Origin of the sequence: Bradyrhizobium amphicarpaeae, from assembly GCF_002266435.3 — a bacterium.
In the GTDB taxonomy this organism is placed as follows: domain Bacteria; phylum Pseudomonadota; class Alphaproteobacteria; order Rhizobiales; family Xanthobacteraceae; genus Bradyrhizobium; species Bradyrhizobium amphicarpaeae.
On the sequence record NZ_CP029426.2, the window covers coordinates 774854 to 787477 of the forward strand.

Here is a 12624-nt window from a genome sequence, read left to right on the forward strand (position 1 = left end):
AGAATCGGTCTGTGCTGAGGTGGACGAGCTCACGGCGTCTCGACGCCGTTGCCCCGCAGCGAAGGCGCTCCCGGCATGATGATTTCGGATCCAACAAGGTTGTCCAAAAGTCGTAGTTATTTCGCGGAGTCAGCCGATTTTTAACGGTGCGATAACCGTATCCTGCATTGACCAAAATTCGTGCGCGGGGCCGGGTTCGTTTCCATCCCGTATGCAATCGGGCCCGCGCCCCGGAAATGATTCATGGAGAGCGCGTGCTTTTGCATTCTCTCTCTCTTCGATTGCGATGACGCCGCGGCTTTGGCGGGCCGCACGGCCTGCCTGCGCCTCGTAAACAGGCACGAGCGCCGGGCTTTCGATGCTCGCAAGACGGTGCCGTGGCTGCCGCGGCCACCCAAGATTACTTTTCTTTCAGACACTTGCCCCAAAACTTGCGCCGTTGGGCGCGACTGGGACGAGTGAAGTTGAGTTTGGGGTCTCGAAAAACAAGAAAGCGAAAGCAACGCGTGCTTGCCCGGGCCGGCCGATCGCCGCGCAAGCCGCGCTTCGCGCGCGCGCCGCGCGCCATTTCGGAACGCGAGGAAGTCTTGCGCAGCCGCGCCGAGGCGGAAGCTGCGATCGCGGACGCGCGCAAATCCCATGAGCGCCTGCGCCAGGCCGTCGACATCCTGCCGCAAGGCATCGTGTTTCTCGACGCCGAAGGCCGCTACGTCCTCTGGAACAAGAAATACGCCGAGATCTACAGCAAGACCGCCGATCTGTTCGAAGAGGGCGCGCGTCTGGAAGACACGCTACGCATCGGCGTTGCCCGCGGCGACTACCCCGAGGCCGTCGGCCACGAGGACGAGTGGATCGCCGACCGCCTGCAGAGGCTTTATCAGCCCGGCGCCCGCCACGAGCAGAAGCTGTCGGACGGCCGCGTCATCCTGATCGACGAGCGCCTGACCGAGGATGGCGGCGTGGTCGGCCTGCGTGTCGACATCACCGAGTTGAAGCAGCGCGAGGCCTCGTTTCGCCTGTTGTTCGACGGCAATCCCGTTCCCATGATCGTCTGCGCGCTGGATGACGAGCGCATCCTCGGCGTCAACGACGCCGCGGTCGCGCATTACGGCTACGCCCGCGCCGAGTTCGAGCGGTTGAATATCCGCGCCCTGCAGGCCTTCGAGAGTGAGCCGCCCTGGATGGCGGACCCGACTTGCGAGGAGCAGGCCGGCCGGACCTGGAAGCATGTCAAGGCCGACGGCGGGCTGATCGACCTTGCGATCTATTCCCGCGAATTGACCTATGCCGAGCGGCCGGCGGTGCTGCTCGCGCTGATGGACATCACCGAACGCAAGCGCGCCGAGGCGCGGCTCGCCTTCATGGCCCAGCACGACACCCTGACCGGCCTGCCCAACCGCAGCCTGCTGCGCCAGCAGGTCGACGAGATGCTGCTGCACACGCGGCGCAGCACCGACAAGGTCGCGCTGCTGATGCTGGGGCTCGACAGCTTCAAATCGGTCAACGACACGCTCGGGCATGCGGTCGGCGACAAGCTGCTGCGCGGCGTTGCCAAGAGGCTGCGCTCGACCTTGCGCGAGGAAGACGCGCTGGCGCGGCTCAACTCCGACGAGTTCGCGATCGTGCAGAGCGGCCTGGCGCGTCCCGAGGACGCGGTGATGCTGGCCAAACGTCTGCTTGCGGCGATCGCCGATCCCTATCTGCTCGACGGCCATTCCGTGGTGATCGGCGCCTCGATCGGCATCGCGATGGCGCCGGGCGACGGCGATGATTCCGAAAAGCTGCTCAAGAGCGCCGACATGGCGCTGTCGCGCGCCAAGCTGGACGCGCGCGGCAGCTTCGCCTTCTTCGAGGCCGCGCTCGACGCGAAAGCGCAAAGCCGGCGCAAGATCGAGGTCGAGCTGCGCGATGCGATCCAGAACGACGTGCTGCGCCCCTATTACCAGCCGCTGATCGACCTCCAGAGCGGCCGCATCACCGGTTTCGAAGCGCTGGTGCGCTGGCCCCATGCCGAGCGCGGCATGATCTCGCCGGCCGAATTCATCCCGGTCGCGGAGGACACCGGCCTGATCAATCCGCTCGGCGGGTTGATGCTGCGCCGGGCGTGCCTCGACGCGGCGAACTGGCCTGACGACGTCCGCGTCGCTGTCAACCTGTCGCCGCTGCAGTTCCGCAGCGGCAATCTGCTATCCATCGTGACGGATGCGCTGAAACATTCCGGCCTGCCGCCGCGGCGGCTCGAGCTCGAGATCACCGAGACGCTGCTGCTGGAGAAGAGCGCGCAGGTGCTGGCGACGCTGCACGCCTTGCGCGCGCTCGGGGTGCGCATCTCGATGGACGATTTCGGCACCGGCTATTCCAGCCTGAGCTATTTGCGCAGTTTTCCGTTCGACAAGATCAAAATCGACCAATCCTTCGTGCGCGATCTCGGCGCCAACCGCGAGGCCCAGGCGATCATTCGCTCCATCGTCAGCCTCGGCAAAGGCTTGGGCGTCACCATCACCGCCGAAGGCGTCGAGACCGAAGCCGAGCTCAGCTGCCTGCGCACCGAGGGCTGCGACGAGGGCCAGGGCTTCCTGTTCAGCAAGGCCCGGCCCAACGCCGAGATCATCGGCCTGCTCGCCGCACAGCGCGGCATTGACGGCGACGAGGACGCCGCGCTGGTGGCGTGAGCTTGCGATAGCCGGCCGCAAAAGCGGTGCGCTCCCTCTCCCGCTTGCGGGAGAGGGTTGGGGAGAGGGTGTCTCCACAATCGAGAACCCCCAAGAGGATAGAACCCTCACCCGGCGCTTCGCGCCGACCTCTCCCGCAGGCGGGAGAGGTGCACCGAGTTTGCGGCTCGACCTTTGAAATCAACTTACACTACGCCGCCCGCAGCCCCGCAAGGAACGTATCCACGCTTCGCATCAGCGCCGAGGCGTGCTGCCCGAGCTCGCCGGAGGCCGCCATCACATTGCCTGCCAGCGCCCGCGATTGATCCGCGGCCTGGCTAGCGCCGGCGACGTTGGCGGAGACGTCGGTGGTGCCTGCCGAGGCCTGCTGCACGCTGCGCGCGATCTCGCGCGTCGCGGAGCCCTGCTCTTCGACCGCGGCGGCGATCGTGGTGGCGATGCCGCTGATCTCGCGGATGGTGTCGCTGATCCCGGAAATCGCGGTGACGCAATTGCCGGTGGCGGCCTGGATCGCGGTGACCTGGCTCGCGATCTCGTCGGTCGCCTTCGCGGTCTGGCTCGCCAGCTCCTTCACCTCTGAGGCGACCACGGCAAAGCCGCGGCCGGCTTCGCCTGCGCGCGCCGCCTCGATCGTGGCGTTGAGCGCAAGCAGATTGGTCTGGCTCGCGATCTCGCTGATCAGACGCAGCACGTCGCCGATGCGCTCGGCGGCGGTGGCAAGGCTCGTGACCATCTCGGTCGTCTCCGCGGCCTTGACCACGGCGTCGCTCGCGACCTTGCTGGAATGGGTGACCTGGCGGCCGATCTCGTTGACCGACGAAGCCAGCTCCTCGGTCGCCGCTGCGACCGCATTCACGCTGGTCGAAGCCTCCTCGGAGGCCGTCGCTGCGGCGGAGGCCCGCTGCGAGGTGCCGTTGACGCTGGTAGTGATGTCGCCGGCGACACTCTGCATGCCCTCGGTCGCCCTGGCCACGGCAGCCACCACGCCCTTGACGTCGGCTTCGAAGCGGTCGGCCATCTGGCGTTGCAGGGCGTGCTTCTCGATCTCTGCCCTGGCCTTGTCGGCCTCCTGCGCCTCGCGCATGGTGCCTGCTTCGAGCATGTTGCGGCGGAACACGTCCACCGCCTTGGCCATGGTGCCGAGTTCGTCCGGGCGCTCGCTGCCGGGAATGGTGACGCTGGTATCGCCGCTCGACAGGGCGTTCATGACCGCGGTGATCGCGGTGAGCGGCCGTGACAGGCCGCGCCCGAGCAGCAGCGCCAGCACGATCGCGACGGCGAGGATGGCAACCGTGCCGAGGATCAAATTGCGCTCGGCCGTGGCGAACGCGGCTTCGTACTCGCTGGTGTCCTTGATGATCTCGATCACGCCGACCGGCGCGCCCGCATAGTTCTTGATCGGCCCGGCATAGACCTCGACCGGATGACCGTCGAGCTCGGCCTCGTGCCGGACCGCAGAACCGTCGATCGCGTTCTTCAGCTGATCCATCGTGGTGACGACCGTGCTGCCGAAGGTCGAAGACAGCTTGTTCAGGGTCTTGCCGTCCAGCGAGTAGACCGCGAGGTCGATGCCGAAGCGCTTCTTGGCACGGTCGACGAACTCCTTGCCGAAGGCGGCGCCGATATCGACGTTGGCGACGGCTTTGCCGTCGCGCATGATCGGGGTCATGCCGAAGATGCCGAGTGCCTCGCGGCCCGGCTCGACGCCGACGATCTGCCGGCCGCCCTTCATCGCCTCGACGACGGTCTCGCGGCGCGCCGAAACGTCATCGCCGAACACTTTGGGAGCGTGCACGCGGTAGAACGCCACCGCAGGCGGAACCTGGAAGGTGATGAGCGGGATACCCTGCGCCTTCAGCGATTTGTTGGCCTCGCCGAGCAGCGCGGCCAGGCTGTCGCGGTCGCCCTTGGCGATGGCGTCGCCGACCGGCGGCAGCGCCGCGATCACGGCGGAGACCGCCAGTGCCGAGCGTCCCTCGTAGTCGATCGCCGCGATCACGCTCTCATATTGCAGCTTGAGCTGCTGATCGAGCGCCATCCGGGTCAGCGCCCGTTGTTGGCTGATTGAGAAGCCTGAGACGATGGCGCATGCCACTGCCACCGTGAGGGCGATCGCGAGAATCAGGCGGGCGGCAATCGACTTGATCTTGAACATCAAAAATTCCCAGGCATTTCCAAATCTTGCTTTGGTGGAAGAGTCCCAGAAATTACTTAACAACCAAGCCGGGTCGGCTCCGTGTTTCCACGGAGCAGCTCCCGTTCTTTTTGCATGACTCGATGCGGTGGGCGCATGGAGAGCGAGTTGTTCGCCGGGCAGCAGGGACAACGCGTCGCAGCCGTGCCTGCCGGCGACTAGCGGGTTTCGGTGAGGATCGCCTTCCCCACATCCTCATAATGCGTGTCGCGCGCCTGGATCTGCTGGGCGATCGCGTGCATGTCGCGAAACCGGCGTTCGAACGGGTTGCTGCGGAACACCGCGGTCGCGCCGGCCATGTGATAGGCGGTGTCGACCACCTTTGCCGATTGATGGATGGTCCAGGTCGCGGCCAGACGCACCGCGCGACGGTGCGCGGCGCTGAACTCGCCCGTCGCGGACAAGTCGCGCCACATCGCCTGTGCGGTGGCATGGAGATAGGCGCGTGCGGCGCGCAAATCGCCCTCGGTGCGGCCGATCAGCCCCTGCACTGCGCCGTTGTCGCGCATCGCGCCGGCCGCCAGCGAGGGATGCTTTCCGCGCGCCAGTGCAATCGCCGCATCCAGCGTCGCGCGTGCCACGCCGAGCGACACCGCGGCAAAGCCGAGGCTGAAGGCTGGGCCGGTGCCGATCCTGTAGAGCGGACCGGCCTCGCGCAAGCCGGACGGCACGTCGCGGAACGCGGTGAAGCGCTCGGGAATGAAGACGTCGTTTACCTCGTAGGAATCGGTGCCGGTGCCGGCGAGCCCGATTGCCTGCCAGACGTCATGCAATGTCGCGCTGGCGGCGGGAAACAGAATCGTGCGCACCTCGGGCGAGCCGTCGGCATTGACGCGCGGCGTGCCGTCAGCCCTGAGGATGCGCACATGCGCGCCCAGCCAGCTCGCCTGCCGCGAGCCCGAGGCGAAATCCCAGCGCGCCGTGACGCGATAGCCGCCCTCGACCGCGCGCGCCTCGTGCGCGATCGCGCCCCAGGCGAGGATGCCGGGCGCCGTGTTGAAGATCTCTTGCGCGGTGTCGTGGTCGAGCGAGGCCGCGATCATCGCGCAGACCGTGCACTGGCCGAGGCACCAGGCCGTGGACGCATCGGCCTTGGCGATCTCCTCCAGCATCTGCATGAAGGCTTCAGGCGCGGCCTCCGCGCCGCCGAGGCTCCGTGGGAGGAGGGCGCGATACAGCCCGTTCTCGATCAGCGCCGCGACGACGGAAGGCGTCAGCCGCCGCGTCCGCTCGATCTCGTCCGCTTCGCGCGCGATCAGCGGCGCGACAGCGCGGGCACGTGCGACGAGACCAGATCCGGGGAGTTCCGACATTCGCGTATCCTCGCCCCTTCTGTCGTGAGCGGTGAGGGGAGGATGGTGGTCTATTTGGCGGAGGGGATCAAGGTGCGGGCACCATCCCCGAGCGGCGCGTGAAGGCGCGTCCGTGAACCTTGGCGCAGCGGTGGGCGACCAACAACCGCCATCGCCGCCAACGGCACCGCGTATCGCGCCGGATGAGATTGCCCATGCCGATCGTTCGAATCCTCATCGTCCTGCTCGCGCTCGCTTCGCCGGCCTTGGCGCAGGACGGCGCCCGTGATGCGGCCGCTGCAAGCGAGGCCGCGCGGATGTTCCGGGCCTATGTCGAAGGCGTGGCAAAGAAAGGCGGGCGACCCGACCTGACCCGGCCGGAGACTACCGCGCTGCTCGGCCGCGTCTTCGATGTCGAAGCCCTGCAGGCGCTGCCGCCGGCGAAAGCGAGCGACATGAGCTGGCTGATGGACTGGATGGACGCCGCCAACGCCACCTCCAAACTGTTCGCGCTGTATGGTGCGAAGCCGGGGGCGCAGCCCGATCTTGCGACGCTCCAGCGCAACATGACCGACTATGGCGACCAGTACGCGGCGGCGATGAACTTCGTCATCCGCGGCATGGCGCGCGAGGCGGTGGCGGGCCAGCTGTTCATGGCGAGTCTCGCGCCGGAGCAGCGCACCCGCATTCGCGAAGAGGGGTTTACGGGCTTCCGCCGCAGCTCCGCCGAATTCATCCTGACCACCGTCTGCGCGGCGATCCAGGGCGCGGGCAAATCCGCCAACGCCCGCCTGGTCGCCGCCGCCATCCGCGACACCAGCGAGGTCTGGGCGAGCTTCCTGCTGCCGCAGGACCGCGCCCGCGTGGTCGAGCAGCTTGCCGACCTTCCCAGATGGGCCCCGGACGAGACGGCGCGAACCGATCTCGCCGCCTTCACGGCCGCGCTGCGGGCGGTGAATTGAGTCGCGTCCCTCCTCACACCGCGACGCGGCCGAGGTCGAGCGACGGCCTTCGCCTGGTCGGGAAGCTCAGCGCCACCGCGACGGCAGCAAGCCCGATCGCGAAGGAGCCGGCGTGCAGCCACGTGTAGCGCTGGAAATTGTCGAACACGAGCCCGCCGGCCCAGGGCCCGAGCGCCATGCCGAGGCTGGCGAAGGCCGACACAGCGCCGAATACGGTGCCCATGATGCGCGCGCCGAAATATTCGCGGACCAGCACCGCATAGAGCGGCATCACGCCGCCATAGGCGAGGCCGAACACCACCGACAGCGCGTAGAATTCGCCGAGCTGCGCCACCGCGAGATAGGTCGCGATGCACATCGCCTGCACGAACAGGCCGCCGACCAGCACCGGCTTCGCGCCGAAGCGATCGGCCGCCGTGCCGAGCAGCAGGCGACCGCCGAGCCCTGAGACGCCGGCGACGCTGTAGACCGTCACCGCCGTGAGCGGGGCGATGCCGCAGACCATCGCATAGGACACCATGTGGAAGATCGGGCCGGAATGCGCGGCGCAGCAGGCGAAATGCGCCGCCGCGAGTGCGATGAATTGCGGCGTGCGCAGCGCCTGCGCCGCGGTCAGTTCGACCTCCGGTGCTGCGTTTGAGGTGCCGGCGCTCGCTGCCACCGGTGCCGGCCGCACCAGGAAGCAGGCGGGGATCAGCAGCGCCCATGCCGCACAGCCGATCACCAGCATCGCGGTGCGCCAGTCATAGGCCGTGATCAGCCAGCTCGCGGTCGGCGCGATCGTCACCGGCGACACGCCCATGCCGGCGGAGACCAGCGCCACCGCGAGGCTTCTGTTCTTGTCGATCCAGGCGCTGGCCAGCGCCATCATCGGCGCGTAGAAGCTGCCGGCCGCAACGCCGATCAGGACGCCGAAGCAAAGCTGGAATTGCCACAGGCTCGTCGCCTGGCTCGCCGTGACCAGACCGAGCCCCAGCAGAACGCTTCCCGCGAGCACCACGATGCGCGTGCCGAACCGGTCCGACAGCGTACCCCAAAGGAACGCGGCAAATCCCATGCAGAGGAAATCCAGCGTCGCCGCCGCCGACACGCCTGCCCGCGACCAACCCATCGCCTCCGAGATCGGCTGCAGGAACACGGCAAGCGACAGCATCGTGCCGAACCCGACACAGGTCATCAGCGCGCCAGCGGCGACCACGACCCAGCCATAGTCGAAGCGTGACGGCTTGCTCATGCGTTTCCTCGCGCTGTTGGTTTTGTTGATGCTGCGCAGCAGGGATGGTGGCGCATCCGACGGCGGAGGGCAAGGCTGGACGGGCGCAATGCTGACACCGTCTGGCTCCGATGCTAGCATGTCTCCGCGAATTTGTTCTCTTGAAGCGCACACGCACAGGAACGCGTGAGGAAGCAAGTCCAATGACATTGGAAGCGCTCTGCAAACTGCGTGCTTGCTGCAGGTTTTTCATGCCTGTCATTTTCGCCGCCGCGGTTGCGGTGCCGCTCGCAAGCGCACAGGACAGCCGAAGCGCTCCCGACGAGCCGGGGCCAGTGTTTTCGGATGGCGGCCCCGATGCCGAACTCTACGGCAAGGCATCCGGCTATCCGGCCGGGGCGCGGGGAACCAGCAACGAGCTCGACAAGCTGGTCGGGGCCTACAGCCATTTCGACGACATTTATCCGTCGCGCCGGGTCGGCCGCGCCGCGACGCCCTGGTCGTTCAAGCGCGCGCCGGAGCCGACGATCGCCTACAGTTTCGATAACCAGCGGCTGAGCATCGCGGACTATCTCAAGCGCAACCCGGTGACGGGATTGTTGATCGCCAAGGACGACACGATCCTCTACGAGCATTATCAATATGCCCGGACCGATCGCGACCGCTTCCTCTCGCAGTCCATGGCCAAGACGCTTGTGGCCATGCTGGTCGGAATCGCGGTCTCGGAGGGGCGGATCAAGTCGATCGACGATACCGTCTCCACCTACGTGTCTGGCCTCGCAGGAACGGAATATGGCAGCACGTCCATCCGCGCCTTGTTGAACATGTCGTCGGGCGTGGAATTCTCTGAAGTCTACGACGGCAAGGACGACATAGCCCGGCTTGGACGCGCGCTGTTCGTCGGTGAGCCGAAAGACCCCGTGTCCGTCGTCGCGCAATTCAACACGCGGTCAACGCCGCCGGGGACCAAATGGCATTACGCCAGCGTCGAGACCGAAATCCTCGGCCTGGTGCTGCGCGTGGCGACCGGCACGCCGCTCGTCGACTATCTCCACGATCGCATCTGGAGCGCCATCGGTACCGAAGCGGATGCGTCGTGGGCGATCGACGGCAGCGGGCAGGAGATTGCATTCTGCTGCTTCAACGCCACCTTGCGCGACTATGCGCGCCTGGGCCGGTTGCTCGCAAATGACGGCGCCTGGGAGGGGCGTCAATTGATCCCCCGGCAGTGGCTGCTCGATGCCACGACCGTCAGACCGGGTGATGATCATCTCGCGCCGCGCGTGGCCACACCCTATTTCGGCTACGGCTATCAGGTGTGGCTCCTTCCGGGTGAGCAGCGCAGATTTGCCCTGCTCGGCATCCGCGGTCAGGTCATCCTGGTCGATCCTGCCTCCAAGATCGTGATGGTGCACACCGCCGTTCGCCAGAAGCCGTCCGAGCCGCGCGCCCTGAGGGAGCCGCTCGCGTTGTGGTTCGCCGTGCTTGAGCAGCTCGGGCGGTGATCTTCTGACGAAGCGTTGAACCCTCGCACATTTGCCTCTGGCAAAGTCCGCGATGCATTGCGCGTCGGCTGGCGAGAACGATTGCCGTTTCCTGATAGGATCGCGAGCGAAACCACAATCCCTGGTGTCAGGACATGACCGAAGCCATCATCCGCGCTGCCGTCGAACAAGATCTGCCCGAGGTGTTGAACCTCTATCGGCACCTTCATCCGCACGATCCTCAGCTGGAAATGACTGATGCCGCGCGCGTCTGGTCGAAATTGCTCGCATCCGGCTTCATGACCGTGATCGTAGCGCAGGCAGCGGAGCAGCTTGTTGCGTCGTGCACGCTGGCGATCGTGCCCAACCTGTCTCGGGGCGGTCGATCATACGGGGTGATTGAGAATGTCGTCACCCACGCCGACTACCGCAGCCGGGGGCTCGGTCGACGGGTTCTTGCTCGTGCGCTGGAAATCGGCTGGGAGGTCGACTGCTACAAAGTTCTATTAGCGACGGGATCGAAGCGAGAGAGCACGCTCCGCTTCTATGAGGGAGCGGGCTTTGAGCGTGGAAGCAAGACCTACTTCGAAGTCCGCCGCCCTTAGCGTCAGTTCGACGCGCGCTGCGATCTCGTCATCATGCCCGTGTTTTGCCCGACGAAGCAAATTGAACTCGCAGAATACGAAAACTTCAATCCAAACAAGCCCTCGCCTACTGTGCATGGGGTTGTTTTCGCAGTTTTTGCTTCGGCCGTGGCTAATAGGTTGGACAGGGCCCATCCAGCTCCATCGTCATGGCCGGGCTTGACCCGGCCATCCACGTCTCCGGCAAGCCGCAAAAAAGAAAATGCCCGGGACGTGCCCGGGCATGAGGGTGACTAGCGATCGATCGAAGGCCTCGCCTCAGCTATCCACCTTCAGCGCGGCAATGAACGCTTCCTGCGGGATGTCGACCTTGCCGAACTGCCGCATCTTCTTCTTGCCTTCCTTCTGCTTCTCCAGAAGCTTGCGTTTGCGCGTGATGTCGCCGCCATAGCATTTGGCGGTGACGTCCTTGCGCAGCGCGCGGACGGTTTCGCGCGCGATCACCTTGCCGCCGATCGCCGCCTGGATCGGGATCTGGAACATGTGCGGCGGGATCAAATCCTTCATCTTCTCGACCATGGCGCGGCCGCGCCCCTCCGCACGGGTGCGGTGGACCAGCATCGAGAGCGCGTCGACCGGCTCGTTGTTGACGAGGATCTGCATCTTGACGAGGTCGGCCGGCTTGTAGTCGGTGAGATGATAGTCGAACGAGGCGTAGCCCTTGGAGACCGATTTGAGGCGGTCGTAGAAGTCGAACACCACTTCGTTGAGCGGCAAATCGTATTTCACCATCGCGCGCGAGCCGACATAGGTCAGCTCCTTCTGCGAGCCGCGGCGGTCCTGGCACAGCTTCAGCACGCTGCCGAGATATTCGTCCGGGGTGAGGATCGTCGCCTCGATCCAGGGCTCTTGGATCTCCGCGATCTTGACCACGTCGGGCATGTCGATCGGATTGTGGATCTCGATCTCGGTGCCGTCGTTGAGCTTCATCTTGTAGATGACGCTCGGCGCGGTCGCGATCAGGTTGAGATCGAACTCGCGCGACAGCCGCTCCTGGATGATCTCCAGATGCAGCAGACCGAGGAAGCCGCAGCGGAAGCCGAAGCCGAGTGCTGCCGAGGTTTCCATCTCGAAGGAGAAGCTGGCGTCGTTGAGACGCAGCTTGCCCATCGCGGCGCGCAGCGTCTCGAAATCGTCGGCATCGACCGGAAACAGGCCGCAGAACACCACGGGGATCGCCGGCTTGAAGCCCGGCAGCATCTCGGTGACGGGCTTGCGGTCGTCGGTGATGGTGTCGCCGACGCGGGTGTCGGCCACTTCCTTGATCGCGGCGGTGATGAAGCCGATCTCGCCGGGGCCGAGCTCGTCGACCTGCGTCATCTTCGGCGTGAAGAAGCCGACACGCTCGATGTCATAGGCCGCACCCGTGCCCATCATGCGGACGCGGCTGCCCTTCTTCATGACGCCGTCGACGACGCGGATCAGGACGACCACGCCGAGATAGACGTCGTACCAGCTGTCGACCAGCAGCGCCTTCAGCGTCGCGTCGCGGTCGCCCTTCGGTGGCGGCAGGCGGGTGACGATGGCCTCCAGCACGTCGGCCACGCCGAGGCCGGTCTTGGCCGAGATCATCACCGCGTCGGAGGCGTCGATGCCGATGACGTCCTCGATCTGCTGCTTGACCTTCTCGGGCTCGGCGGCGGGAAGGTCGACCTTGTTCAGGACCGGCACGATCTCGTGATTGTTGTCGAGCGCCTGGTAGACGTTGGCGAGCGTCTGCGCCTCGACGCCCTGGCTGGCGTCGACCACCAGCAGGGAACCTTCGCACGCCGCCAGCGACCGCGAGACTTCGTAGGCGAAGTCGACATGGCCGGGTGTGTCCATCAGGTTGAAGATGTAGTCCTTGCCGTCCTTGGCGTGGTATTGCAGCCGCACCGTCTGCGCCTTGATGGTGATGCCGCGCTCGCGCTCGATGTCCATGGAATCGAGCACCTGCTCCTTGCCCGCCATCTCGCGGTCGGAGAGGCCGCCGGTCATCTGGATCAGGCGGTCGGCCAGCGTCGATTTGCCATGGTCGATATGGGCGACGATGGAGAAATTGCGGATGTTGGAAATGGGGACGGTCGTCATGGGCGCGGGATACCACTCACATCCCCGTGCGGCAACCATATTGCTGTAATTTCAGGGCCTTTCTTCACGCCAAGCTGATTCCACGCGTGCCCA

At 65.8% G+C, this 12624-nt stretch carries 8 protein-coding genes; 4 read left to right on the forward strand and 4 right to left on the reverse strand.

Translation table 11 applies throughout. The features are described from left to right. The first annotated feature begins 506 nt into the window (after positions 1–506). Entirely contained in the window at positions 507–2672 is a 2166-nt protein-coding gene (locus CIT40_RS03810) for a putative bifunctional diguanylate cyclase/phosphodiesterase (protein ID WP_094890834.1), read from the forward strand. Between the two features lie 190 nt (positions 2673–2862). On the opposite strand, the gene CIT40_RS03815 is transcribed toward CIT40_RS03810, so the two are convergent. Next, entirely contained in the window at positions 2863–4827 is a 1965-nt protein-coding gene (locus CIT40_RS03815) for a methyl-accepting chemotaxis protein (RefSeq protein WP_094890832.1), read from the reverse strand. A 197-nt stretch (positions 4828–5024) separates the two neighbouring features. Next, on the reverse strand, positions 5025–6179 hold the full coding sequence (locus CIT40_RS03820) for an acyl-CoA dehydrogenase family protein (protein WP_094890831.1): 1155 nt from the start codon (positions 6177–6179) through the stop codon (positions 5025–5027). Between the two features lie 194 nt (positions 6180–6373). On the opposite strand from CIT40_RS03820, the gene CIT40_RS03825 reads away from it, so the two are divergent. Next, positions 6374–7120 carry a hypothetical protein gene (locus tag CIT40_RS03825; RefSeq protein WP_094890830.1) on the forward strand — a complete coding sequence of 249 codons (747 nt, stop codon included), beginning with the start codon at positions 6374–6376 and terminating at the stop codon, positions 7118–7120. Between the two features lie 13 nt (positions 7121–7133). Here CIT40_RS03825 and CIT40_RS03830 read toward each other — a convergent pair whose 3' ends face one another. Next, positions 7134–8354: an MFS transporter gene (locus tag CIT40_RS03830; RefSeq protein WP_094890829.1), complete on the reverse strand. Its 1221-nt coding sequence runs from the start codon at positions 8352–8354 to the stop codon at positions 7134–7136. 230 nt (positions 8355–8584) lie between these two features. Between CIT40_RS03830 and CIT40_RS03835 the strand changes: the two genes are divergently transcribed. Together CIT40_RS03835 and CIT40_RS03840 are read left to right on the forward strand one after the other, a co-directional pair. Then, entirely contained in the window at positions 8585–9838 is a 1254-nt protein-coding gene (locus tag CIT40_RS03835) for a serine hydrolase domain-containing protein (protein ID WP_244611908.1), read from the forward strand. Positions 9839–9972: 134 nt separating this feature from the next. Next, positions 9973–10422 (forward strand): GNAT family N-acetyltransferase, encoded by a 450-nt coding sequence (locus tag CIT40_RS03840; protein ID WP_094890828.1) that lies wholly within the window; start codon positions 9973–9975, stop codon positions 10420–10422. 297 nt (positions 10423–10719) lie between these two features. Here the strand turns inward: CIT40_RS03840 and lepA are convergent, their stop codons facing one another. After that, the gene (gene lepA, locus CIT40_RS03845; protein ID WP_094890827.1) at positions 10720–12531 is read right to left on the reverse strand and encodes a translation elongation factor 4; all 1812 of its coding nucleotides are present in this window, start codon (positions 12529–12531) and stop codon (positions 10720–10722) included. Positions 12532–12624 lie beyond the last annotated feature (93 nt).

Excerpts from the sequence above, each read along its gene's own strand:
- CIT40_RS03815 (WP_094890832.1), bottom strand. The coding sequence starts at position 4,827 with ATGTTCAAGATCAAGTCGATTGCCGCCCGCCTGATTCTCGCGATCGCC.
- CIT40_RS03820 (WP_094890831.1), bottom strand. The coding sequence starts at position 6,179 with ATGTCGGAACTCCCCGGATCTGGTCTCGTCGCACGTGCCCGCGCTGTC.
- CIT40_RS03825 (WP_094890830.1), top strand. The coding sequence starts at position 6,374 with ATGCCGATCGTTCGAATCCTCATCGTCCTGCTCGCGCTCGCTTCGCCG.
- CIT40_RS03830 (WP_094890829.1), bottom strand. The coding sequence starts at position 8,354 with ATGAGCAAGCCGTCACGCTTCGACTATGGCTGGGTCGTGGTCGCCGCT.
- CIT40_RS03835 (WP_244611908.1), top strand. The coding sequence starts at position 8,585 with ATGCCTGTCATTTTCGCCGCCGCGGTTGCGGTGCCGCTCGCAAGCGCA.
- CIT40_RS03840 (WP_094890828.1), top strand. The coding sequence starts at position 9,973 with ATGACCGAAGCCATCATCCGCGCTGCCGTCGAACAAGATCTGCCCGAG.
- lepA (WP_094890827.1), bottom strand. The coding sequence starts at position 12,531 with ATGACGACCGTCCCCATTTCCAACATCCGCAATTTCTCCATCGTCGCC.